23 protein-coding genes, 1 tRNA gene and 1 pseudogene are annotated in these 25,724 nt (G+C 49.7%); 2 read left to right on the top strand and 23 right to left on the bottom strand.

From position 1 onward, the window contains the following. Nucleotides 1-23: 23 nt before the first annotated feature. Complete coding sequence (locus ACI0FR_RS05805) at nt 24-341, bottom strand: FAD assembly factor SdhE (RefSeq protein ID WP_404906270.1); 318 nt, start codon at nt 339-341, stop codon at nt 24-26. A gap of 159 nt (nt 342-500) precedes the next feature. Here ACI0FR_RS05805 and recG point away from each other — a divergent pair, with 159 nt between their 5' ends. Together recG and ACI0FR_RS05795 are read left to right on the top strand one after the other, a co-directional pair. Next, complete coding sequence (gene recG / locus ACI0FR_RS05800) at nt 501-2,618, top strand: ATP-dependent DNA helicase RecG (protein ID WP_404906271.1); 2,118 nt, start codon at nt 501-503, stop codon at nt 2,616-2,618. 267 nt (nt 2,619-2,885) lie between these two features. Further along, nucleotides 2,886-2,962, top strand: a tRNA-Asp gene (locus ACI0FR_RS05795). Nucleotides 2,963-3,287: 325 nt separating this feature from the next. Here ACI0FR_RS05795 and ACI0FR_RS05790 read toward each other — a convergent pair. From ACI0FR_RS05790 to ACI0FR_RS05685, 22 genes and pseudogenes are all read right to left on the bottom strand, one after another. Then, nucleotides 3,288-3,587, bottom strand: a complete 300-nt coding sequence (locus ACI0FR_RS05790; protein WP_404906272.1) for a hypothetical protein — start codon at nt 3,585-3,587, stop codon at nt 3,288-3,290. Between the two features lie 84 nt (nt 3,588-3,671). Further along, nucleotides 3,672-5,102: an SPOR domain-containing protein gene (locus tag ACI0FR_RS05785; protein ID WP_404906338.1), complete on the bottom strand. Its 1,431-nt coding sequence runs from the start codon at nt 5,100-5,102 to the stop codon at nt 3,672-3,674. A 330-nt stretch (nt 5,103-5,432) separates the two neighbouring features. After that, the gene (locus tag ACI0FR_RS05780; RefSeq protein ID WP_374830275.1) at nt 5,433-5,702 is read right to left on the bottom strand and encodes a DUF1467 family protein; all 270 of its coding nucleotides are present in this window, start codon (nt 5,700-5,702) and stop codon (nt 5,433-5,435) included. 2 nt (nt 5,703-5,704) lie between these two features. Beyond that, a complete protein-coding gene (mce, locus tag ACI0FR_RS05775; protein ID WP_374830273.1) occupies nt 5,705-6,109 on the bottom strand; it encodes a methylmalonyl-CoA epimerase in 405 nt (134 codons plus the stop codon). Between the two features lie 28 nt (nt 6,110-6,137). Next, entirely contained in the window at nt 6,138-7,814 is a 1,677-nt protein-coding gene (locus ACI0FR_RS05770) for a ribonuclease J (protein ID WP_404906273.1), read from the bottom strand. Nucleotides 7,815-7,914: 100 nt separating this feature from the next. Continuing rightward, nucleotides 7,915-8,718, bottom strand: a complete 804-nt coding sequence (locus tag ACI0FR_RS05765) for a biotin--[acetyl-CoA-carboxylase] ligase (protein WP_404906274.1) — start codon at nt 8,716-8,718, stop codon at nt 7,915-7,917. Nucleotides 8,719-8,777: 59 nt separating this feature from the next. After that, nucleotides 8,778-10,217, bottom strand: coding sequence for an NADH-quinone oxidoreductase subunit NuoN (gene nuoN, locus ACI0FR_RS05760; RefSeq protein WP_374830267.1), 1,440 nt, complete (start codon nt 10,215-10,217; stop codon nt 8,778-8,780). Between the two features lie 18 nt (nt 10,218-10,235). Then, nucleotides 10,236-11,744, bottom strand: a complete 1,509-nt coding sequence (locus ACI0FR_RS05755) for an NADH-quinone oxidoreductase subunit M (RefSeq protein WP_374830265.1) — start codon at nt 11,742-11,744, stop codon at nt 10,236-10,238. After that, a complete protein-coding gene (gene nuoL / locus ACI0FR_RS05750) occupies nt 11,744-13,729 on the bottom strand; it encodes an NADH-quinone oxidoreductase subunit L (protein WP_404906275.1) in 1,986 nt (661 codons plus the stop codon). Before nuoL ends, ACI0FR_RS05755 begins: the two co-directional genes overlap by 1 nt. A gap of 7 nt (nt 13,730-13,736) precedes the next feature. Then, the gene (gene nuoK / locus ACI0FR_RS05745; protein ID WP_184219974.1) at nt 13,737-14,045 is read right to left on the bottom strand and encodes an NADH-quinone oxidoreductase subunit NuoK; all 309 of its coding nucleotides are present in this window, start codon (nt 14,043-14,045) and stop codon (nt 13,737-13,739) included. Nucleotide 14,046: 1 nt separating this feature from the next. Further along, the gene (locus tag ACI0FR_RS05740; RefSeq protein WP_374830260.1) at nt 14,047-14,667 is read right to left on the bottom strand and encodes an NADH-quinone oxidoreductase subunit J; all 621 of its coding nucleotides are present in this window, start codon (nt 14,665-14,667) and stop codon (nt 14,047-14,049) included. Nucleotides 14,668-14,819: 152 nt separating this feature from the next. Next, on the bottom strand, nt 14,820-15,311 hold the full coding sequence (gene nuoI, locus ACI0FR_RS05735) for an NADH-quinone oxidoreductase subunit NuoI (protein WP_343800111.1): 492 nt from the start codon (nt 15,309-15,311) through the stop codon (nt 14,820-14,822). Nucleotides 15,312-15,321: 10 nt separating this feature from the next. Further along, the gene (gene nuoH, locus ACI0FR_RS05730; protein WP_374830258.1) at nt 15,322-16,368 is read right to left on the bottom strand and encodes an NADH-quinone oxidoreductase subunit NuoH; all 1,047 of its coding nucleotides are present in this window, start codon (nt 16,366-16,368) and stop codon (nt 15,322-15,324) included. Nucleotides 16,369-16,386: 18 nt separating this feature from the next. Continuing rightward, nucleotides 16,387-18,468 carry an NADH-quinone oxidoreductase subunit NuoG gene (gene nuoG, locus ACI0FR_RS05725; RefSeq protein ID WP_404906276.1) on the bottom strand — a complete coding sequence of 694 codons (2,082 nt, stop codon included), beginning with the start codon at nt 18,466-18,468 and terminating at the stop codon, nt 16,387-16,389. A 78-nt stretch (nt 18,469-18,546) separates the two neighbouring features. Then, complete coding sequence (nuoF, locus tag ACI0FR_RS05720) at nt 18,547-19,854, bottom strand: NADH-quinone oxidoreductase subunit NuoF (protein ID WP_404906277.1); 1,308 nt, start codon at nt 19,852-19,854, stop codon at nt 18,547-18,549. A 31-nt stretch (nt 19,855-19,885) separates the two neighbouring features. Then, nucleotides 19,886-20,488: pseudogene (nuoE, locus tag ACI0FR_RS05715) on the bottom strand (NADH-quinone oxidoreductase subunit NuoE); the annotation flags it as partial. Continuing rightward, the gene (locus tag ACI0FR_RS05710) at nt 20,488-21,681 is read right to left on the bottom strand and encodes an NADH-quinone oxidoreductase subunit D (protein ID WP_374830252.1); all 1,194 of its coding nucleotides are present in this window, start codon (nt 21,679-21,681) and stop codon (nt 20,488-20,490) included. The gene ACI0FR_RS05710 and the pseudogene nuoE, both read right to left, overlap by 1 nt. After that, the gene (locus ACI0FR_RS05705) at nt 21,674-22,114 is read right to left on the bottom strand and encodes a GFA family protein (protein WP_404906278.1); all 441 of its coding nucleotides are present in this window, start codon (nt 22,112-22,114) and stop codon (nt 21,674-21,676) included. Before ACI0FR_RS05705 ends, ACI0FR_RS05710 begins: the two co-directional genes overlap by 8 nt. A gap of 33 nt (nt 22,115-22,147) precedes the next feature. Further along, on the bottom strand, nt 22,148-22,756 hold the full coding sequence (locus ACI0FR_RS05700; RefSeq protein WP_404906279.1) for an NADH-quinone oxidoreductase subunit C: 609 nt from the start codon (nt 22,754-22,756) through the stop codon (nt 22,148-22,150). 15 nt (nt 22,757-22,771) lie between these two features. Next, nucleotides 22,772-23,353 (bottom strand): NuoB/complex I 20 kDa subunit family protein, encoded by a 582-nt coding sequence (locus ACI0FR_RS05695; protein ID WP_184220003.1) that lies wholly within the window; start codon nt 23,351-23,353, stop codon nt 22,772-22,774. Beyond that, nucleotides 23,344-23,709, bottom strand: coding sequence for an NADH-quinone oxidoreductase subunit A (locus tag ACI0FR_RS05690; protein ID WP_184220006.1), 366 nt, complete (start codon nt 23,707-23,709; stop codon nt 23,344-23,346). The genes ACI0FR_RS05695 and ACI0FR_RS05690 overlap by 10 nt, the downstream gene beginning before the upstream one ends. A 686-nt stretch (nt 23,710-24,395) precedes the next feature. Further along, entirely contained in the window at nt 24,396-25,502 is a 1,107-nt protein-coding gene (locus tag ACI0FR_RS05685; protein WP_404909708.1) for a mechanosensitive ion channel family protein, read from the bottom strand. Nucleotides 25,503-25,724: the final 222 nt, after the last annotated feature.

Here is a 25,724-nt window from a genome sequence, read left to right as displayed (position 1 = left end):
AGGTGATTTCAAGACGGATATTACTAAAATGCAATACGTTTGCGGAAATCTATAATATCGCGGAACAATGGCGTATCAAATTCTGCGGGGATGGCACTTTCACCGGTTACCCATTTAAACAAGTCACGATCCAGCACTTCCAGCAAATGCTCATATTCATCAAGTTGAGCATCGGTGAAACCGGCAATATATTCATCTGCATATTGGCCGAAGATGATATCCATCTCTTTCATGCCGCGATGCCATGAACGAAACAACAATTTTCTGCGTCTGACATCAAGATCAGCTCTTGCCGCTGCTCTATCAACCGCTGCAGTTGTGGCTTCAGTACTGTCAGTCATAAAAATGCACTCCGCTTCAACTCTATTCACTTCGCTATACAGTATTTATTTGCAATGTGGGAACCTGTTTTGCTCTTTTAAGCAATCCAGAACAAAAAGTGCACAAATTTTTACCACAGTGACTTGCATGCAACGAAAATCCGTTTAAAGCTTGGGGTCATGCGCCCTTCACTGCTTGATCCGTTTTTTGCCTCCGCCAGAACACTTCCCGGTATCGGGCCAAAAGTGTCGCTTTTGCTTGCAAAATTACTCGGCACAGAACCAGGGCATGAGCCACGTGTCGGACAACTGATTTATTATCCGCCAAGCTCGGTGATTGACCGACGCTTCCGCCCGACTGTCAATTTGGCCGAACATGGCGCTATTGTCACTTTGGAAGTGGTGGTGGATTTTCACCAACCGGCTTTTTCTGCGTCCGGCAAAACCCGCTCAAATGCGCCGCATCGTGTTATTGCCCATGACGACACAAGCGAAATTACGCTTGTATTTTTCCATGCACAGATACCGTGGCTGCATAAAGTGCTGCCTGAAGGCGAAACGGTTGTTATTTCCGGTAAAGTGGAGTGGTTTAATGGACGCGCCCAGATGGTGCACCCGGATTATATTGCCAGTATTCATGACACCGACGCCCTGCCATTATTAGAAACGGTCTATCCGACCACGGCTGGCCTGTCGCCCAAGACGCTCAACCGCGCCATTGATGAAGCCTTAACCCGCATTCCGCAATTGCCGGAATGGATTGATGAAACCCTGATCAAACGGGAAGCTTTTCCCGATCATAACCAAGCTTTACGTCATATGCATCAGCCGGAAGAGCCACAGGATATTGAGCTGGAAAGCCCATACCGCCGGCGCTTGGCTTATGATGAATTACTGGCTGGACAATTGGCTTTGGCATTGGTGCGCGCAAAAACACGCAAACTCTCTGGGCGCCCATTACAGGGAACCGGCAAAATTATTCAGAAGGTTTTGCAAAAACTGCCTTATCAATTAACCGGCAGCCAACAGACAGCCATTCAAGAGATTATTGCTGACTTGAAAGAGCCGCAGCGGATGCTGCGCTTACTGCAAGGCGATGTCGGTTCCGGCAAAACCATTGTCGGTTTGCTTGCCATGGCACATGCGGTGGAAGCTGGCGGTCAATCAGCCCTAATGGCACCAACAGAGGTGCTTGCACGCCAGCATTATGCAACGATCGCACCTTTGGCGGAAGCTGTCGGCTTGAAAACCGCGCTTTTGACAGGTCGTGAAAAAGGGCGCGAACGTCAACGTATCTTGGACGAGTTACGCATAGGCGAAATCCACATTATCATCGGAACCCATGCGCTGTTTCAAGAAAAGGTCGAGTATCATGATCTGGTGCTCGCCATCATTGATGAGCAGCATCGTTTTGGTGTGCATCAGCGCCTGATGCTGACGGCCAAGGGCACAGCACCTGACATGCTGGTGATGACTGCGACCCCTATTCCACGCACGCTCGTGCTCACCGCCTTTGGCGATATGGATGTATCCAAGCTTACCGAAAAACCTGCAGGACGACGCCCGATCACCACAGTGACATTACCGCTGGAACGTCTGGACGAGTTGATTGAGCGCATGCAAAGCGCCGTACAAAACGGGCAGAAGATTTACTGGATCTGCCCGTTGGTGGAAGAATCGGAACATGTCGAACTTACTTCCGCAGAAGAGCGCTTCCACACCCTGCAAACAGTGTTCGGCGATCAGGTCGGCCTTATTCATGGCCGTATGACCGGCGCCGAAAAAGACGAAGCCATGCGTGCCTTCAAACAAGGTGAAACAAGACTGCTGATTGCCACCACCGTTATTGAAGTGGGCGTCGATGTCCCGGATGCGACCATCATTGTCATTGAACATGCCGAGCGCTTCGGCCTTGCGCAATTGCATCAGTTGCGCGGTCGTGTCGGGCGCGGTGAGAAAGCCTCATCGTGCCTACTACTTTACAAAGGCCCGCTTGGTGAAATATCCAAAGCGCGTCTTAAAGTGATGCGCGAAACCGAAGATGGCTTCCGTATCGCTGAGGAAGATTTAAAACTGCGTGGCGAAGGTGAATTGCTTGGCACCAAGCAATCCGGCACCCCCGGCTTTAAACTGGCTTCGCTTGAAGTGCATTCTGATTTGTTAGAAATTGCACGTAAAGATGCACGGCTGGTACTGGAGAAAGATCCAGAGCTAACTACACCACGCGGCGAAGCACTACGCACCTTGCTCTATTTGTTCAGCCGTGACGAAGCGATCCGGCTTTTACGCGCAGGATGATTCATTTTTAGCAGAATCAAAGGATGTTTCCGATTGTTGGAAGCATATAAATTTCACTCTAGCTGTCTGATAAATCGGCACTTTTTAGCTTTTCCGCTTAAAAAGAACGCCCAAATACACCGACTTTCAAAGTTTTTTGCATTCTTATCAACATTCAGCATATTTCTTCAGTTTGTTCGCTTGACAGTCGCAAGCGAACACCTTAAACGAGCCACACACCAGACGGAAACGTCGGTTACCAAGTCCGGTTCAACCGGAATGAGATGCGCGGGTGTAGCTCAGTTGGTTAGAGTGCCGGCCTGTCACGCCGGAGGTCGCGGGTTCGAGCCCCGTCACTCGCGCCACTTTCTTCAAATCATATGATTATCGTTGAAAGTGGCGCAACCCCGCTAATTTCTATTATTTTCCAATCAATACAATCTTCATAAATACTGCCTGTTTTTCTACTGGATTCTTTTGACTACCTATAAATTCATGACAATAAAAAAGCGCGCTCATCTGAATGAGACACGCCCTCAACTGTTCTAGAGCGTGTCGCGCTTAATCGTATCCACTGCGCTCGCTCTAGCGTTTTGTTTTTACGCATGTCTTTATCCCAAAACCGGTGCCCACTTTTGGGAGACATGCTCTAATGTTTGCGACGGTTTATAAGACGCCGCCATATCCACATTATTTCAAAACGATACGTACAGCCTGACGACCGCAACTGACAATAGTTTTCATGTGAATTGTTGCTTTCGGCATCGCTGCCCGCTGTCTGCGCGCTGCATGGCACTTCAATAAGGCTACCAGATCACGCGCCTGAAAAGAATGCGATACACGACGTAATTCAACCAGGCTCAAGGCTGCTTCGCGCAACAATTGAACCGAGAAAAGCGACGGCTTTGGCGCAACTTCTGCTTCATAGTGATTCCAATCAGATGGCTCTCTTAATGAACCAACAGACTGCACATGGTACATCTTCGACATTGTGAAACCCCTTCACTCAAAACATTGCGGGTTTTTTCAACGGTCGTCACAAAGACTGTGGCAACAAAACACGAGGTTGTTTCTTTAGTTAGCGATCGCGTAGCAACCGTATTTCTGCTTTTTCAAAGCGGCACATGCATTCCACGCTGCCTGCTTACTGCTAAATCCTACAAACCGCGCACGATAAAATTTAGTGCCATTCATCTGGAATGTTTCAGTATATGGCGAGGCAGATTTCAGACCGCCAACCGATGCATTGGCCTTCGCGAGCATCGAACGTGCCTGATCTTCACTTGGCAAAGAACCTATCTGCACTGCCCAGCCACCTGTTGGCGCAGCTGATGATGCAGTAGTGACAGGGTCAACATTGTTATTGACGGCATTATTGGCAACATTCGGTACTTCTGCACGCGGTGTTGGCACAATCACATTCTCGATGGCTTTAGCGGCTGGGCGAGCCATTGGGGCAGCAAGCGCCAAGACCTGAGGCTGTTCCTGCTCACGATCACCTTCGCCAAACTCACCGTTGATAACCTGCTCAATACCGCCATCCTGACGCATAACCGGCAGCGGTGCCTCTTTAGCCGTTGGCAAGGAGACAGAGGCAACATTGATCGTTCCATCAGCACGCGCGGCGATCAATGCATTATTACCCCGTCCACGGCTAGCCTGCGGAAGATATTTGGCAATCAGTTCCTGCATGTGTTTATCACGGCTGGCAGCGGAGCGACCACCCATCACAACAGCAACCATTTGCTTGCCGCCAACATTGACCGATGAAACCAGATTGAAGCCGGAAGCGTTGGTGTAACCGGTTTTAATGCCATCAACACCTTCTACACGTCCAAGCAAACGGTTATGACCATTGATGGTCTGACCGCGATAGGTAAAGCTGCGCTTGGAGAAATAAGCATATTCGTTAGGAAAATGCTGGCGCAAAGCCATGCCCAAAATTGCCATGTCACGCGCAGTCGAATGCTGCTGCATATTCGGCAAACCCGACGCATTGCGGAAAACAGTGCTGCGCATACCAAGACGCTTAGCTTTTGCGGTCATCATCTGCGCAAAACGCTCTTCCGAACCACCAAGATATTCACCAACAGCAGCAGCAACGTCATTAGCAGATTTGGTAATCAATGCCAGAATTGCAGCTTCAGCCGGAATGGACTGACCAGGTTTGAAACCAATTTTTGTCGGCGGGCGTGATGCAGCATAAGCAGAAACAGGAATCGGCGTATTGCGATTGACACGTCCAGATTTCATCGCTTCAAACAGCATATAGAGCGTCATCATTTTGGTCAGCGATGCCGGATAACGCTTTGCATCGGCACTGGAACCGAACAGCGTTTTGCCCGTATTGGCATCAACAACAATGGCTGCATATTTATCATTAGCAGGCGCAGCCGCTGCGGGCACGACCTGAGATGTTGCACAACCTGTCATGACAGCCATTAACAAGGCAGCATGAGCTGTTTTTTTGATGGCAGAAGCAGCTTGAAAAAACGCAATACGCACTACGATACCCACCTGAACACTGGTATTTTTTTCACTGCGGCGCAAGCGACACACCACAACCTAATTCGTTCATCCTAATGGAAGCAGGGTTACTAATCCGTTTATAGATCGCGAATTCTTCTAAAACGCAGGCAATTTGTTGCTGAGAACATAAAACCCAATTAGCCAAATCTAATAGAGAGAAAATTTAATGTCTCAAAATCAATGACTTATTTTCATCAATTCAACTGAAATTATAAAATAAAAAATTTAAAACTTATCCACAGGCTTGCAGGATAAGGCTTATCATCCAAGGAATTCACCTTGTCCTGCACTGTTTTTGATCTGTAATTATTTAAGATCGGGATAGAAATGCGGGATGTCATCAAGACTAAAACCGCTCATCTGAGTGATATAATAATAAAGGCCGAAAAGTATGGTCGCCACAATGGTTGTGCGGAAAAAGGCAAGCCAAATCCGTGGGCGCGCCGGAGCACTGGAAACCGTACCCAGAATCACTTCATTTTCATCATCCTGCGTTCTTAAACCAACCGGCAAAAGTGCGAACAAAGCTGTCCACCAGATGATAAAATAAACAGCAACTCCAGACATCAGCGACATGATTAAACCTCTTCCAACTCAATCAATGTACCGTTAAAATCTTTGGGATGCAAAAATAAAACCGGTTTGCCATGCGCACCGATTTTAGGTTCGCCGTCTCCCAAAATACGCGCACCTTCTGCCTTCAGCTGGTCACGCGCCTGCAAAATATCAGCCACTTCATAGCAAACATGATGCATGCCGCCGGATGGATTGCGATCAATAAAGCTTTGAATGGAAGATTTTTCGCCCAGCGGCTCCAGCAATTCAATTTTTGTGTTGCCGACATCAATGAAAGCGACAGTCACGCCATGCTCAGGCAATGCCTGAGGAGCAGTAACCGTGGCACCAAGCGTATCTTGGTAAAGTTTGATTGCTGTCCCCAGATCCGGCACAGCAATCGCCACATGATTTAATCGTCCCAGCATGTTCCCCTCCCGCTGATTCAATTATGATTTAACGGGTGCGGTTTACAAAAACCGTCACGACCGGCTTTTTACCCCAAACCTCGTTAGCGCTAGCGCGCACTGCACGGCGCACTGATTCCTGCACCAGACCCAAATCCTTACGGCGTGCTCTTGGAATGCTTTCAACCGCACTCGTCGCGGCATCATAAAGAATGTCTTCAATCAGATCACCCTGCCCGTCCTCTTCCGGCAAGCCAAAGGCTACCACATCCGGTTCACCTTCAATCTTCAGGTTGCTATCGAGCAGAACAGAAACGGCAACATGACCGACATAAGCCAGCTTGCGACGTTCGGTGATACCGACTTCATCTTCGTCGCCAATCAGCTTTCCGTCTTTAAACAAACGGCCAATCGGTGCTTCGTCAATGACTTTTGCTTCACCTGGTGCCAATTTCAAAATACCGCCGTCGCGCACTTGTGCAATCTGGCCGATACCTTCCATCGCTCCAAGTGACGCCTGACCAACAAGATGAGCCGCCTCACCATGCACCGGCACCAAAATTTGCGGACGTACCCACTTATACATCTGACGCAATTCATTACGACGCGGGTGGCCGGAAACATGCACCAAACCATCTTCATCGGTGATGATTTTGATGCCCTGCTCGATCAAGCGATTCTTGGTCTCGATAATAGCTTTTTCATTGCCCGGAATGGCACGCGACGAATAAATCACCGTGTCTCCGGCGGTCAGCGCAAGGCTACGCATTTCATCGCGGGATAATTTGGCTAATGCCGCGCGCGATTCCCCCTGACTACCGGTCAAAATCATCACCACATTTTCACGCGGAATATAGCCATAATCTTCTTCGCTCAAAAATTCCGGCAAGCCTTCCATATAGCCAAGTTCGGTCGCAACCGAAATGGCACGTTTCATCGAGCGGCCAACGATCAGCACCTGACGGCCGGCATCACGTGCAGCCTCGGCGATAGAGCGAATACGGCCGACATTGGATGAGAAAGTGGTGATCGCAACACGGCCACGCGCTTTTTCAATCAATTCCCGCAGACTGTTCGACACTTCACGTTCGGACGGTGATTCACCTTCACGCAATGCATTGGTACTGTCACAGATCAGCGCGAGCACACCGGCATCACCAAGTGCGCGGAAGCGTGCTTCATCAATCAACGGTCCCAAAGTTGGTTCCGGATCGATTTTCCAGTCACCCGTATGAATAACGGTGCCAAGTTCAGTGGTAATTGCCAATGATACTGGTTCAGGGATCGAATGCGTGACCGCCAAAGCTTCGATCTTGAAAGGCCCTGCTTCGAAAGTTTCACCGGCTTTATAGATGGTTACCGGAATTTCAGGGGCATTATATTCGCCCTGACGTTTAGCTTCCAGCAAACCAGCCGTAAAAGGCGTGGCATAAACCGGCGCTTTAATGCGCGGCCACAAATCCAGCAAGGCGCCATAATGATCTTCATGCGCGTGCGTGATGATAATGGCGCGCACATTGTGCTTTTCAGCTTCCAGAAAACGGATATCCGGCAGGATCAAATCAGCGCCCGGATGTTCGGGTCCGGCGAAGCTCACCCCCATATCAACCACAATCCACTCACGGTTCTCCTCGGGTCCATAGCCATACATGGCTAAGTTCATACCGATTTCACCGACACCGCCTAGCGGCAAAAAGACGAGTTGAGTATTGTGTGTGCGGGGCATAGAGCCTCCTTAATTCATAATCACTATTGTTGATGAACAGGTGGACTGAATAACTAAGCATTGCAAGCCCGCAGCTGATCACAACTTAATAATTAACTGTTTAAGTGTTGTTACGCACCGATGCCACTGTACCAAAATAGACATCACCAGCCGTAATTGTTGTGCGTATTCCATCATCCGCGCGAATAACCAGTCGGCAAGAACTATCGATTGTTTCAAAAACACCTTCGACAAGTTTATCATCTACCATCACAGAAACAGGATTGCCCAGTTGGTGCGCGTGTTCAAGCCATTTCAGGCGAATAGCATCCAAGCCTAAGCCATTGTTCCAGATCTGATAATTCACCGCCCATGCATCGGAGAGCGCCATAAAAAGCGTTTCCGCATCACAATCACTGCCAAGCTTTTGCAAACATGTGGCTTCATAGGGCAAATCAGTCGGATGGCTAACAATATTGGTGCCGATACCAATCGCTAGGCCAAAGCGATTTTGAGAAAGCAATGTTGTTTCCAGCAAAATGCCGGATAATTTAGCGCCATTGACGAAAACATCATTCGGCCATTTGAGCGTGACCTTAGGGGTATTTTTGGTAGCACTGTTTGAAAAAACAGCTTCAAGCGCTTCCGCAAGGCTCAAACCTGCAACGAACCCTAATGTAGCAGCAATTTTGATATCAAAATGCTCAACAAGCAGCAAAGTGGAAGCTAGATTACCTTCCGGTGTCGACCATGCTCGGCCTCGACGGCCACGGCCACTTTCCTGTCGCTTGGAGACAAACCAGATTTTACCCTGATCGCCGCTGGCAGCCCGTTCAAGAGCTACCGCGTTGGTCGAACCTATCGTCTCGAATGTTTCGAGACGATAGGATTGACTTTGTGCAATTGGAGAAAGCGAGAAGTGCATCGCTCACTCCTTATTTTGTAATTCAGACATCAAAAGAATGTCATTATTTATATCCGACATCAAAAGAATGTCTGGGAAGCAGTCGCAGCCCATTCCACCACATAACCTGCATAGAGGCCATAGAGCAGAGTAAGCAATGCTGATACACCCAGTACCAAACGAAGTTCACCGGCCATCGGCAGGAACTTCTCTGGTGCAGGTTCATCAAACCACATGATCTTGATCATGCGTAAGTAATAGAAAGCACCAACAACAGAAGCCACGATACCGATGATCGCCAGCGGATAGAGACCCGCCTGAACAGCTGCCACAAATGTGTACCACTTACCAAAGAAACCAGCCAAAGGCGGGATACCGGCAAGCGAGAACAATAAAATGGTCATCGCAGTTGCCATCATTGGATTTGAACGCGACAAACCGGCCAGATCATAAATGCCTTCAACACTGCCCTGTTTGGTGCGCATTGCCAGAATGAAAGCAAAGGTGCCAAGGGTCATGATGAGGTAAATCAGCATGTAGATCAGCACGCCGCGCACACCGATTTCGGTGCCAGCTGCCAGACCGACAAGCGCATAACCCATATGGCTGATGGATGAATAAGCCATCAGGCGTTTGATGTTGCGCTGACCGATTGCTGCAAAGGCCCCCAAGATCATGGAAGCAAGTGCTACGAAAATGATCACCTGCTGCCAGTCATGCGTAATCGGTGCGAAAGCTTCACCAACCACACGCATGATCAGCGCCATTGCAGCCATTTTAGGAGCAGCCGCAAAGAAAGCTGTTACTGGTGTCGGCGAGCCTTCATACACATCCGGTGTCCACATATGGAACGGAACAGCCGAAATTTTGAAGCAAAGACCGGCCAGAATGAAGACCAGACCAAAGACCAGTCCGAGTTCACGTTCGCCGCCCGATACTGCCTGTGCAATTTCTGCAAAGCCGATATGGCCGGTATAGCCGTAAACCAGTGAGATACCATAAAGCATCATACCGGAAGACAGAGCACCGAGAACGAAATATTTCAAACCAGCTTCTGTCGAGCGAACGCTGTCGCGGTTAAAAGCAGCCAGCACATAAAGTGCCAGCGACTGCAATTCGAGGCCCATATAAAGTGTCAGCATATTGGATGCCGAAACCATCAGGAGCATACCCAGTGTGGCAAGTACCACCAGAACCGGGAATTCAAACTTGTCGAACTTTTCTTCACGCGCATAGCCGACCGACATGATCAGCGTCACGATGGAGCCGATCAAGGTCAGGATTTTCATGTAGCGTCCGAAACCGTCGGCGATATAAGCATCGCCGAAAGCTTTTCCGTCATGCGGGAACAGAATGACCAGAGCCAATGCTGCAATCAGCACGGCAACGGTCAATCCGTTGACGATTGTTGAGGCTCGCGAGCCGGAAAAAACCCCAATCATGAGCAACGCAAGCGCGCTCAGGGCAAGGAGAACCTCCGGAGCTGCGAGTGTGAGATTAGCTATCAGGTCGGTCTGCATCGGCCTTCGCCTTATTCCTTACTGCGCCAGCGCTGCGCTTGCGGCATTTGCCAGCGCTGCGTCGTATTGATTAATCAAGGCATGTACTGCACCGGCAGTCACGTCGAAGACCGGCATAGGATACACACCAAAGAAGATCGTGAGAGCCACGAGCGGATAGAGGATCAGCTTTTCACGCGGGCTGAGATCCAGAATGCCTTTGAGACTTTCCTTGGTCAGCGCACCGAAGATGACCTGACGGTAGAGCCAAAGGGCATAGACCGCCGAGAAGATCACGCCTGAGGTTGCAAGAACCGCAATCCAGGTATTCACACGGAAAACACCGAACAATGTCAGGAATTCGCCGATGAAACCAGAAGTACCCGGCAAGCCCACATTCGCCATGGTGAGGATCAGGAATGCAACAGCATATTTCGGCATGTTGTTGACCAGACCACCAAAGGCGGCAATCTCTCTTGTATGCATGCGGTCATAAATAACACCGACACCAAGGAAAAGTGCGCCCGACACGATACCGTGTGAAAGCATCTGGAAAATCGCGCCCTGAAGTCCCTGCTCGTTGGCCGCAAAAATACCCATCGTCACATACCCCATATGCGCGACAGACGAATAAGCAATGAGCTTTTTAATGTCTGTCTGCACAAAGGCGACAAGTGATGTGTAGATAATTGCGATAACCGAGAGCGTGAACACCAATGGTGCGAAATCGGCAGATGCGAGCGGGAACATCGGCAACGAGAAACGGATGAAACCGTAACCACCGAGCTTCAGCAAAATACCCGCCAGAATAACCGAACCGGCAGTCGGTGCTTCTACGTGGGCATCCGGCAACCATGTATGCACCGGCCACATCGGCATCTTGACGGCAAAGGATGCGAAGAATGCCAGCCACAGCCATGTTTGCATTGAGGCCGGGAAATTGAACTTATGCAGTTCAACAATATCCATCGTGCCTGCCTGCCAGTACATTGCCATGATAGCAATCAGCATCAGAACCGAACCAAGCAGCGTGTAGAGGAAGAATTTGAACGATGCATAAACGCGGCGTTCACCACCCCAGACACCGATGATGATGAACATCGGGATCAAACTTGCTTCAAAGTAAACGTAGAAGAGGAACAGATCGAGTGCACAGAACACACCGATCATCAGCGTTTCAAGAATAAGAAACGCGATCATATATTCCTTCAAGCGTTTTTGTACTGACAGCCAACTGGCAAGAATACAGAAAGGCATCAGGAAAGCCGAGAGCACAACGAACAGTACCGAAATACCGTCGACGCCCATGTGGTAGCTGATGCCACCACCCAGCCATTCAATCTTTTCCACCATCTGGAAACCGGCATTCTCATTATCGAAGCCGGCCCAAACGACCAGTGAAAGGATGAATACAAAAACTGTTGTCAGTAATGCGACATTACGAATGTTGCGGCGCGCGGCCTCTCCCTCATCTTTAATCAAAAAGATGAGCAGAGCACCGATGAGCGGCAGAAACGTAACCGTTGATAAAATGGGCCAGTCAGTCATCAGAAAGTGCTCCCGAGCATCATCCAAGTGACGAGCGCGGCGACGCCGATCAGCATCGCGAATGCGTAGTGATAAAGGAAACCGGTCTGCATTTTAACAACACGGTTGGTGATATTGAGCACACGAGCGGAAATTCCGTTCGGGCCAAAGCCGTCGATCAGCCAGCCGTCACCGACTTTCCAGAAGAAACGGCCGAGACCACGTGCAGTACGGACAAAAAGGAAGTCATAGAGCTCGTCAAAATACCACTTGTTGAGCAGGAACCGGTAAAGACCCGGATGACGTCCGGCCAGTTCCGAAGGGATTTTTGGCGACCGGATGTAGAAAATCCATGCCAGCACAAAGCCGATTGCCATGACAATGAAAGGTGACCACTTGACCAAAGTTGGTACGTGATGGGCTTCTTCCATAATGTGATTGTCAGCTGCGGTGAAAAGCGCACCCTTCCAGAAAGCGTCATAATGATCGCCGAAGAAATAGCTGACAAAGAACACACCGGCAAATAATGCACCGAAGGCCAGAATGAACAATGGAACGAGCATTACAGGCGGTGAATCATGCACATGATGCATCACTTCTGCAGAAGCGCGTGGCTTGCCGTGGAAGGTCATGAAAATCAGACGCCATGAATAGAAGCTGGTGAAAAGTGCAGCCACAACCAAAAGAGTGAAGGCATAACCTGCAGCCGGGCTTGTCGACGCAAAGGCCGATTCAATGATCGCATCTTTGGAGAAGAATCCGGCAGTACCGATGATGGTGCCCGGAATACCAAGACCTGTCAGCGCGACTGTCCCGATAATCATCATCCAATAGGTGGTCGGGATGAGTTTGCGCAAACCGCCCATGCGACGCATATCCTGCTCGTCGGAAACCGCATGGATCACAGAACCTGCGCCCAAGAACAGAAGTGCTTTAAAGAAAGCATGCGTGAACAGGTGGAACACCGCCGCACCATAAGCGCCAACACCAAGCGCCACGAACATGTAACCGAGCTGCGAACAGGTGGAGTAAGCAATGACGCGCTTGATATCGTTTTGCACCAGACCAACGGTTGCGGCAAAAAAAGCAGTTGTGGCACCAATGATGGTCACGACAATGAGTGCATCCGGTGACAATTCAAAGATTGGCGACATACGCGCAACCATGAAGACACCGGCGGTTACCATGGTGGCCGCGTGAATGAGAGCCGACACAGGTGTCGGGCCTTCCATCGCATCCGGCAACCAAGTGTGCAGCAGGAACTGCGCCGATTTACCCATCGCACCCATGAACAACAGCAGGCAAACCACTGTTAAAGCCGAGCCTTTGGTCAAGGAAAGCCCCAAGAAGTTCAGAACAACTTCGTCTGCACCTTCGCCAGCACTCATATAAGTGCCGGCCGCTTTAAAGATGGTGTCGTAATCCACTGCGGTAAACAGAGCAAACACACCGAAGATACCAAGCAGGAAGCCGAAGTCACCAACGCGGTTGACCACGAAAGCCTTCATCGCCGCAGCATTGGCAGATGGTTTTTTGAACCAGAAGCCAATCAGCAAATAGGATGCAAGACCAACACCTTCCCAACCAAAGAACATCTGGATCAGGTTATCCGATGTCACCAATGTGAGCATGGCGAAAGTAAACAGCGACAGGTAAGCAAAGAAACGCGGACGATGCGGATCATGATGCATATAGCCGATCGAGTAAATATGTACCAAAGCGGACACGCTGTTGACCACCACCAGCATCACTGCTGTCAGCGTATCAATGCGCAAAGCCCAATCGAATGACAATTCACCCGATGTTACCCAATGCAAGACGGAGATGCGAATTGGTTCGCTGTCGCCCATAGCAACAGTGAAAAATGCAACCCAAGACAATGCGGCAACAACGACCATAAAGCCGGAAGTGATAAATTCACACGCCTTGGCACCCAACTGATTGCCGAAAAGACCGGCAATCAGAAAGCCCAGGAGTGGAAGGAAGACGATCGCGTAATAGAGCATCTGCCCGTCAACCTTTCATAACATTGACGTCTTCCACCGCAATGGAGCCGCGGTTACGGAAGAAAACAACGAGAATTGCAAGACCGATAGCTGCTTCAGCAGCCGCAACAGTCAAAACGAAGAGTGCGAAGACCTGCCCGACCAGATCGCCGAGCGTTGCAGAAAACGCCACAAAATTAAGATTAACCGAGAGCAAAATAAGCTCGACCGACATCAAAATAACGATGACGTTTTTACGGTTTAAGAAAATACCGAAGACACCCAGCGTAAACAGGATTGCCGAAACGGTAAGATAATGTTCGATACCCACTACCATATCAGATGCCCTTACCTGTTTCGACTTTAACGATTTCGATGGCGGTTTCCGGTGTACGTGCAACTTGATCCGGGATCGACTGGCGTTTGACATTCGGTTTATGACGCAATGTCAGCACAATGGCACCGATCATCGCAACCAAAAGAACGAGGCCGGCGATCTGGAAGAAGAAAACATAATTGGTATAAAGCACATCACCCAAAGCTTGCGTATTGGTGCGTGTTGCCGGATCCGGAATTGGCAGCACGCCTGCTTCACCGAGCTTCGGCGCAAACTTGGTGCTGACAAAAACAACAACCAGTTCAGCCAGCAGGATCAGACCCACCAAAGCACCAATAGGCGCATATTGCAAAGCGCCCTGCTTCAGTTCAGCAAAATCCACATCCAGCATCATCACAACAAAGAGGAACAATACCGCAACCGCACCCACATAAACGAGAAGCAGGATCATGGCCAAAAATTCAGCGCCCGTTAACAAAAACAGCGCCGCAGCATTAAAGAATGCAAGGATCAGGAACAGCACCGAATGTACTGGATTGCGCGCTGAGATGACCATGACCGCACTCGCAATCATGATAAAGGCGAACAGATAGAAAAACGCTGCCGCTAGACCTGTCAGCATGGGTTTACCCCAACACCTTTCCGGGGCGAAGCCCTATTGCTCCGCCTGCTCTTTTCATCACGCCAAGCGTGAAGTTAAACTCCGGTGACAAGATTTTCACCCGCCACCCATTCGATTATCGCTTAGCGCGATAAGTATTCATTTACCGCTGATTAGCGATAAGGCGCATCAAGTGCGATATTGCGCGCCAGTTCCCGTTCCCAACGGTCACCATTAGCGAGCAGTTTTTCTTTGTCATAGTAAAGTTCTTCGCGTGTTTCAGTGGCGAATTCGAAATTCGGCCCTTCAACAATCGCATCCACCGGACAGGCTTCCTGACAGAAACCGCAATAAATGCACTTTACCATATCAATATCATAGCGGACGGTACGGCGTGTACCATCATTACGGCGCGGACCTGCTTCAATGGTAATCGCCTGTGCCGGGCAAATGGCTTCACACAATTTACAGGCAATACAGCGCTCTTCGCCATTCGGGTAGCGACGCAGCGCATGCTCACCACGAAAACGTGGGCTTACAGGGCCTTTTTCATGCGGATAGTTCAAAGTTGCCTTAGGGCCGACAAAGTGGCGCATCGACAAAAAGAACGCTCCGACAAATTCCTTCAGCAAAAGCGATTTGGCAGCTTGAGCAAATGAAGACATGTTTTTCTCCTTAACCCACGAGGCCGGTAACTTTGAGGAAGGTCGCGGTTGCAACAACCATGAACAGTGAGATCGGCAGGAATACTTTCCAACCCAGACGCATCAGTTGATCATAGCGGTAACGCGGTACAAATGCTTTCACCATCGCGAAGAGGAAGAAGCAGAAGCACAGTTTCAACATGAACCAGATAATACCTGGTACCCAGTTGAGGAACCACACATCAACAATCGGCAACCAACCACCAAGGAACAAAATGGTCATCAACGCACACATCAGTGTGATGGCCACATATTCACCAAGGAAGAACAGCAGGAACGGTGTCGAGGAATATTCGATCATGTGACCGGCGACGAGTTCGGATTCTGCTTCCACCAAGTCAAATGGCGGACGGTTGGTTTCTGCCAAGGCCGAGATGAAGAAAATCACGAACATCGGGAACAGAGCCAGCCAATGCCAGTCAAGGAATGAAGCAGGCAGCCCCATCATGGTTCCAAGACCGGTATTTTGCGCCAGTACAATGTCGGTGAGGTTCAACGAACCTACGCACAACAACACGGTGACAATCACAAAACCGATGGAGACTTCATAAGAAACCATCTGCGCTGCCGAACGCAAAGCACCCAAGAACGGATATTTCGAGTTGGAAGCCCAGCCACCCATAATCACGCCGTAAACTTCAAGTGAAGAAATCGACAGAATATAGAGAATACCGACATTAATATTGGCAATTGCCCAGCCTTCGCTGACCGGAATGACCGCCCATGTCGCCAATGCCAACACTGCCGAAATGAATGGTGCCAACAAAAACACGCCCTTATTTGCACCTGAAGGAATGATTGGTTCCTTGAAGACAAATTTCAGCAAGTCGGCAAAGGCCTGCAATGTTCCCCACGGGCCAACAACGTTTGGACCACGGCGCATTTGCACCGCTGCCCAGATTTTACGGTCAGCGTAAAGCAGATAAGCCACTACAATCAACAATACGACGAGCAGAACGACCGACTTCAGCGCTATAATCAGCGCGGGCAAGACGTAAGCTGCAAAAATTTCGTCCATTTTTCCGTCTCTCTCGCTTTACTCTGCCGCCTGCACAAACTGACCTTGAGCCAGTGCGGAACATTCAGCCATCACGGCTGATGCACGAGCAATCGGGTTTGTCAGATAGAAATCTTTAATTGTCGAAGCGAAGCTTTGCGAACCAAGCTTGGCAGATTGTTTGCCAAGTGTAGCAACATCGGCAATTTTACCTGCTTCAATTGCATCAATTGCTGCCATATGCGGATAATCTGCATAAAGCTTGGCGCGCAATTGTGCCAATGAATCAAATGGCAAACGCTGACCCAATGTGTCGGACAGAGCACGCAAGATTGCCCAATCTTCCTTGGCTTCACCTGGTGCAAAACCTGCACGCATCGACATTTGTACGCGGCCTTCTGTATTCACATAAGTACCGGATTTTTCGGTGTAAGCAGCACCCGGCAGAATAACATCTGCAGAATGTGCGCCCGCATCACCATGCGTGCCCATATAGACAACAAATGTGTTGCCCTTGGCTGACATGTCGAGTTCATCAGCACCGCTCAAGAAAACAACATCCAATTTGCCCAGCATATCGGTTGCTTTCACGCCGCCCTCACCCGGCACAAAGCCGAGATCCAAGGCGCCAACGCGTGATGCAGCGGTGTGGAGAACCGAAAAACCATTCCAGTCTTCGCTCAATGCACCAACCTGCTCGGCCAATTTGGCGCTGGCAGCCAGAACATCGGCACCGTTTTCACCGGTCAATGCACCCTGACCAATAATGATCAAAGGCTTGGATGCATTTTTCAGAACCTGTGCAAACTCGTTCTTGCCGTTAAGAACATCATTGAGTGTTTCTGCACCGGCACCCAGATAATTATAAGCATAACGCAGTTCTGCACGTTCACCGATCACACCAACAGCCAGCTTACCCTGTCGGTATCTTTTGAGGATACGCGCATTAAGTACAGCGGCTTCAATGCGAGGATTGGCACCAATGATCAGCAGGGCATCTGCCTGTTCGATACCTTCAATCGTGCTGTTGAAGAGATATGATGCACGGCCAAATGCAGGATTAAGCGCCACACCATCCTGACGGCTATCTGTATTCACAGAACCGAGAGAATTCATCAGGCTCTTTAATGCGTAGATTTCTTCAACGCTTGCCAGATCACCGGCAACGGCACCGATACGCTCACCCGAAGTTGCATTGACAGCTTGAGCAATCGCAGCAAAGGCTTCCGGCCAGCTAACCGCTACCAAGCGGCCATCTTTACGCACATATGGGCGATCAAGACGCTGTGTGCGCAGACCATCCCAAATGAAACGTGTCTTGTCGGAAATCCACTCTTCGTTCACCTGCTCGTTCAAACGCGGCATAATACGCATCACTTCACGGCCGCGGGTATCAACACGAATTGACGAGCCGACAGCATCCATCACGTCAATGGATTCAGTTTTATTCAGCTCCCAAGGACGCGCCTGAAACTCATATGGCTTGGATGTCAGCGCACCAACCGGACACAAATCAATCACGTTGCCCTGCAATTCAGAAGTCATCGCGCTTTCGAGATAGGTGGTGATTTCTGCATCTTCACCGCGGCCAATAAGACCGAGTTCAGAAATACCGGCAACTTCAGTGGTAAAACGAACGCAACGTGTGCAGTGAATGCAACGTGTCATCACAGTTTTGACCAACGGGCCAATATATTTGTCTTCAACCGCACGCTTATTTTCGCGGTAGCGGGAACCATCAGTACCAAAGGCCATCGCCTGATCCTGAAGGTCGCACTCACCTGCCTGATCACAAATCGGGCAATCAAGCGGATGGTTGATGAGCAAGAACTCCATCACACCTTCGCGTGCCTTTTTGACCATAGGCGTATTGGTGAAAATCTCCGGTGTTTCGCCATTTGGTCCAGGGCGCAAATCGCGCACGCCCATCGCGCAGGATGCAGCAGGCTTTGGTGGCCCACCTTTTACCTCAACCAAACACATACGGCAGTTTCCGGCGATGGAAAGCCGCTCATGGAAGCAAAAACGCGGCACTTCAGCGCCTGCCTCTTCGGCTGCCTGAAGGAGCGTATAGTGATCGGGAACCTCGATCTCTGTGCCGTCAACCTTGATCTTTGCCATCACTTGTCCAAACCTGCGGCTTAGGCCGCATATCCTTAAATCCAGACTGCAGACCGGATAAATCCGGCCCATGCCATTTTACTCAGCTGCTTCCAAAGCGATGTTACGACTTTGAACAGCATTGCGTGTATAATCATCAATGCGCTTTTCAATTTCAGGGCGGAAATTACGGATCAGCCCTTGAACCGGCCATGCAGCGGCATCGCCCAACGCACAGATGGTGTGACCTTCAATTTGCTTGGTCACATCGAACAACATGTCGATTTCGCGCTTCTGCGCATTACCGGTCACCATGCGTTCCATCACACGCCACATCCAGCCTGTACCTTCACGGCACGGCGTGCACTGGCCGCAGCTTTCATGCTTGAAGAAAGCCGAAAGACGCGCAATCGCTTTGATAACGTCGGTTGATTTGTCCATAACAATCAAACCACCGGTACCGAATGAGGATTTAACGTCACGCATGCCGTCGAAATCCATCACTGCATCCATCATGTCTTCTGCTTTCACAAGCGGACAGGATGCGCCACCCGGGATCACTGCAAGCAGATTATCCCAACCGCCGCGGATACCGCCGGCGTGTTTTTCAATCAGTTCACGGAACGGAACACCCATGACTTCTTCAACAGTGCAAGGTGTGTTGACGTGACCGGAAATCTGGAAAAGCTTGGTGCCGACATTGTTCGGGCGACCAAGCGACGAGAACCATGCACCGCCGCGACGCAAAATGGTCGGCGCAACAGAAATGGATTCAACATTGTTCACAGTGGTCGGGCAGCCATAAAGACCGACATTGGCCGGAAACGGTGGCTTCAAGCGTGGCTGGCCTTTTTTGCCTTCCAGACTTTCCAGCAAAGCTGTTTCTTCACCGCAAATATAAGCGCCTGCCCCGTGGGAGACGTAAACGTCCATATCCCAGCCGCATTTGTTATTTTTGCCAAGCAAACCAGCTTCGTAGCACTCGTCAATCGCAGCTTGCAGTGCTTCACGCTCACGCATGAATTCACCACGGATATAGATGTAAGCAGTATGGGCGCCCATGGCACAACCGGCAATCACGCAGCCTTCGATCAGCGTATGCGGATCATGGCGCATGATGTCACGGTCTTTGCAGGTACCAGGCTCCGACTCATCCGCATTGACCACGAGATAATGCGGACGGCCATCGCTTTCTTTCGGCATGAAAGACCATTTCATACCAGTCGGGAATCCCGCACCACCACGACCGCGAAGACCGGACGCCTTCATTTCGTTGATGATCCAATCCCGACCCTGATCAATCAGACCTTTGGTATTATCCCAATGGCCGCGTGCCATCGCACCTTTAAGCGACTTGTCTTTCAGGCCATAAATATTGGTAAAGATACGATCTTTATCAGCCAGCATCAAATCAGCCCTCCGCTTTCGGATTGCTTGTCGTCAAAGATGTCAGGCCACTGGCAGGCGCAGAAAAATCTCGCTCAATCTGTGGACCCGGTTTAATCGTGTCACCTTTGCCAGCCGCGAAAGCATCAATGATTTCTTCCAGGCGCTCCGGTGTCAGGTCTTCATAAGCGTCTTTGAAGATCATGACCATCGGCGCATTGACGCAAGCACCCTGACATTCGACTTCTTCCCAAGATAATGTGCCGTCAGCATTGAGTGTCTGCGGGTCATGATGAATTTTGTGCTTGCACACTTTCATCAAATCTTCCGCACCGCGCAGCATGCAAGGTGTTGTACCGCAAACCTGAATATGGGCGCGTGTACCAACAGGCTTCAGCTGGAACTGGGTATAGAAAGTGGCAACTTCAAGCACACGGATCAAAGGCATACCGAGCATAGCTGCGATATGTTCGATTGAGGCTTTGGTGACCCAGCCCTCCTGTTCCTGTGCACGCATCAGCAGCGGGATAACTGCGGATGCCTGACGGCCTTCAGGGAATTTCTTGATAGTCTGTTCAGCCCAAGCCTGATTTTCCGCATTAAAAGCAAATGCGGCTGGCTGGACGGAATCTTCTGCGAGACGACGGACGGACATCAGCGGTCTACCTCACCAAACACGATATCGAGTGAACCAAGGATCGCCGAAACGTCAGCCAGCATATGGCCGCGACATAGGAAATCCATAGCCTGAAGATGAGCAAAACCCGGTGCACGCAATTTGCAGCGATAAGGCTTATTGGTGCCGTCTGACACCAAATAAACACCGAATTCACCCTTAGGGGCTTCTACAGCTGCATAGACCTCGCCTGCCGGCACATGATAGCCTTCAGTGTAAAGCTTGAAATGATGAATGAGCGCTTCCATCGAGCGTTTCATCTCACCGCGTTTCGGCGGTACGATCTTGTTGTCTGTATGCGATACAGGGCCAACACGCTCTTTGCCGAGCAGCAATTCACAGCACTGACGCATAATCTTGGCAGACTGGCGCATTTCTTCCATACGGATCAGATAACGGTCATAACAGTCACCGTTTTTGCCGATCGGAATGTCGAATTCCATTTCCGAATAGCACTCATATGGCTGGCTCTTGCGCAAGTCCCACGCAGCACCCGAGCCACGCACCATCACACCAGAGAAACCCCAAGACCAAGCATCTTCCAATGTCACAACGCCGATATCGACGTTACGCTGCTTGAAAATACGGTTGCCTGTAATCAGATTGTCGAGGTTGGTCAGTGTCGTTTTAAGAAACGGATCAATCCAGTCAGCGATATCCTGCACCAATTGCTCAGGCAAATCCTGATGCACACCACCCGGACGGAAATAAGCTGCGTGCATACGGGCGCCACAGGCGCGTTCATAAAACACCATCAGCTTTTCGCGCTCCTCAAAGCCCCAGAGCGGCGGTGTCAAAGCACCAACGTCCATAGCCTGCGTGGTAACGTTCAACAGGTGATTGAGAATACGGCCGATTTCGGAATAAAGCACACGGATCAGCTGGCCGCGACGTGGCACAGTGATGCCGAGCAGACGCTCGACAGCCAGCGCATAAGCGTGTTCCTGATTCATCGGTGCAACATAATCGAGGCGATCCAGATATGGCAAAGCCTGCAAATATGTTTTGGTTTCCATCAGCTTTTCAGTACCGCGATGCAGCAAGCCAATATGCGGATCAACGCGCTCAACCACTTCGCCGTCCAACTCCAGCACCAGACGCAACACGCCGTGCGCCGCCGGATGCTGCGGGCCGAAGTTGATGTTAAAATTTCTTACTTGTGTCTCAGCCATTGTCGGCATCCTGTGTAGAGGCATAAGCTGCCAGAAACTCTGCTTCCGTCATTTTGCGCGTATCATTGGCAAAAGCGTAATTATCAGGTTTCTTGTCGATGTAGATTTCCGTCGTAAACCTGAATTGCGAAGGATCATCAAATGCCTGAATGGAAACGACACTATGGGAGCCATCCTGCATGCGCCACATCAAGCTAGAGCCGCAAGCCTTGCAAAATCCGCGCTCCCCCCATTCGGACGAGCGATAAAATGCAAGATCATCACCATTGGTGATTTCAAGGCTGTCGCCGCATTCCACACTCAAAAACACACCACCAGTCCAGCGGCGGCACATTGAGCAATGGCATGCACCCATTTCGTCATTGATAGGCTTCGCCGAAAAGCGCACAGAGCCACACAGGCAACGACCTTCCAACTTAGCACTTACAGACATTTTTCAATCCTCACACTTGGGCATCAAAGCCAATTAATTGACTTTGGCTTTTTCATCGCCAGGCAACACGTAATCAGTTCCTTCCCACGGGGAAAGGAAGTCAAAATTACGGAATTCCTGACGCAGGACAACCGGCTCATAAACAACGCGCTTGTGCTCGTCGCTGTAGCGGACTTCAACAAAACCGGTAGTCGGGAAATCTTTACGCAGCGGATGACCTTCAAAACCGTAATCGGTAAGAATGCGGCGCAGATCCGGATGACCGGAGAACAAAACGCCGTACATGTCGTAAATTTCGCGCTCAAACCAATCAGCGCCGAGAAAGACAGCCGTTGCAGACGGCACCAGCACATCTTCATCTGCCGTCACTTTAACGCGCATACGCAGGTTCTGGCGTGGTGACATCAGCTGATAAACCACATCGAAACGCTCAGGGCGTTCAGGATAATCAACACCGCTGATATCGGTCAGATTAACAAACTGGCACTGTACGTCATCACGCAGAAAGGTCAGAACATTGATCAGGCTACCTTTGGAGACACTGACCGTCAATTCGCCATAAGCAAATTTGATATCTTCAATTGCATCAGCAAAACGTTCTTTCAGATAGGCCGAAAGATCACGGAGGGCTTCCTCACTCATCACTTTCACTCCTTCTTAACGCTCAATCGTGCCGGTGCGGCGGATTTTCTTTTGCAACATCAAAATGCCGTAAAGAAGCGCCTCAGCGGTTGGCGGGCAGCCCGGAACATAGATATCAACCGGAACCACACGGTCACAACCACGCACGACCGAATAAGAATAATGATAATAACCACCGCCATTGGCACATGATCCCATTGAGATCACATAACGCGGCTCCGGCATCTGATCATAAACCTTGCGCAGTGCCGGTGCCATTTTGTTGGTCAATGTACCGGCCACAATCATCACGTCGGACTGACGCGGTGACGCACGCGGCGCAATACCAAAACGTTCGGCATCGTAGCGCGGCATGGAGATGTGCATCATCTCAACAGCGCAGCAAGCAAGACCGAAGGTCATCCACATCAGTGAGCCGGTACGCGCCCAAGTAATCAGCGCGTCGGCAGAGGTGACGATAAAACCCTTATCGGACAACTCATTATTCAGCTCACTGAAAAATGCATCATCTGCGCCGATCGGCTTGCCGGTATTAGGATCAATAATGCCTTTCGGCTGCGGCGCGATAAGCGTGGCGTTGCTGTTGGTCAATCCCATTCCAGCGCCCCCTTCTTCCATTCATAAATGAAACCGATAGTCAGCACGAACAAAAACGCCATCATGGAGCCGTAGCCCAGCCAACCGATGGAGCCGAACGAAACAGCCCACGGGAACAGGAACACAACTTCCAGATCGAAAATAATAAAAAGAATCGATACGAGATAGAACCGCACATCGAATTTCATGCGCGCATCATCGAAAGCGTTGAATCCGCACTCATAAGCTGACAGCTTTTCCGGATCCGGCTGCCGGTAAGCAACAAGAAACGGTGCAATCAGAAGTGCAATGCCAATAATCATGGCGATGCCAATGAAAATGACGATCGGTAGATAGGAACTTAAAAGCTCGTTCATGATCCCTTTTCCGGCTTAACACGAGGCGTTACGCCCAGTCATAAGCCCTCCATGGTTACGACTCTGCGACACATTGCATCTACGGCAACCCCTCGCCCGTGCAGCTTCAAAAGGCATGCCGTGCGAACTACAGCTAATTCGATGCGACGGTTACCCCAGAGTGCTTCCAAGTGCAACCCCTGAGACTGTGACACATTGGAACAGTCAGGCATTTACTCGACGAAATAGCTCGCTCTGCCAAATATCTCGTTTTTTTAAAGCTTTACCCGCCTGATACCCAAGGCTTCCGGCCTTCAGCCTGTGTATAATATTAAGAAGAATCTTAATTTAACACCAGCTAATGTTGCAAAATTCACGTAAAAAGAGAATCAATCCAAAGATCACAGATTTGTGAAACCACATGCGGAAAATTTAACATTCAACTTGAGGCTGTATACAACCTCATGCGTATACATGCACAAAATAACAGCTTCCGATCGCCCGCATCACCTTAATACTTATCTTTTTTCCATAAAAGAAAAATAGTGATTGGTACGATTGCAAAAATGATAACTTCAATAATCCATAAATACTTAAGGATCATAGCACCGCTTCCATATCTGCCACCAAGTTTCACGTCGTTTAGAATGAATCTTAACAGCTCATATCAGCAAAAGACATAATACCATCGTTGCTACGACCTTCGTCTATAGCACGGCTTGCGATGTTTTTTGTGTAGCGCTTAAAGCTTCATCATTCACCGTAATCAGGCGACGGGTTGGCTGGGCAAATTGCAAACCATGCGCTTCAACCCATTTGGCTGCGGCCACAAGCACTGCTTGTTGTGCATTCATGAAATCCGCATATTCAGCACTCAGCACATAATAGACCACTTCGAAACGCACGCCCAGTTCGTTAAATTCGGCCAGATGCGAGCGGTCAAACCGCGTATTAGGCAAAGTCTCGATGGTCGTTTGCAGGTAAGCCGGAAATGTCTGTAATAAGTCAATCGAGCCGCCATATTGCACATGCAAGCTGAAAAGCATGCGCCGCTCAGACATACGCTGGAAGTTCGACAGGCGTGTATTCAATAACGCGTCATTGGAAACGCTGATCTGCTCACCGGTAAGCGAACGGAAGCGTGTCGTGCGCAAACCAATCCGTTCCACCACACCGCGATTTTCATTAAAGAAAACAAAATCACCGACGACAAACGGTTTGTCGAGCAAAATGGAAAGCGAGGCAAACAGGTCTTTCAGGATGGATTGGAGTGCAAACGCAATTGCGATACCACCAACCCCAAGTCCTGCAACGAGCGCAGTAATATCGATACCGAAATTCGACAGGACCAGCAGCAGTACTGCCGTCCAGATAAGCGCAAGACCGGTAAAGCGGATAATTTGCGCTGCACTGGTTCGTTCCGGATCAGGATTGTTTTTATCCAGCAAGCCATGGTCGATCCAAAGACCGACCATAATACTGCTCCACATTCCGATTTGTGCCATGGTGGCAACCAGCACAATACCGGTAATCATACGCGAGATTTGCACCGGAAGCACCAAAACCAGCGAAGCAAAATAAAGCGCCAAAGCCGCAAAGAAAAAACGGTAAGTATTATTTGCCAGCGATTGTGCGCCCGTCATGATGACATCAAACCGGCTGACAGCAAAACGGGACAATAATTGCACAAGCTGGCCCCGCACTCGCGGCAACAAAATCAGACAGGCAACAAAAATGAAAAGTGCCGTTATCCAGAGCGCCAGATGGTTGCCAAGCACGATCCAGTTACGGGTGAAATCTTCTATTTCCTGCACATTCATTCCAATATTTCAGTTCGTTTGCCACTATCAAGCATGAATTTGCTCGAGCATCCTCCGGTAACAACATAGGGCTGCACCTTAACAGGTCAATAATCTCATTTGATTTATTTTTGTTTTTTTGGTGGCAGCAGAGTTAAAAAACACTTTAAAAAAAGTGATATTAAACAGATGATTTAAAAATAAGATTCAGTTAAACTCACTTTAAAGTTATAAATA

Source organism: Paenochrobactrum sp. BZR 201-1 (assembly GCF_044987585.2).
GTDB lineage: Bacteria > Pseudomonadota > Alphaproteobacteria > Rhizobiales > Rhizobiaceae > Paenochrobactrum > Paenochrobactrum pullorum.
This window is presented reverse-complemented; position numbering and strand designations above follow the sequence as displayed.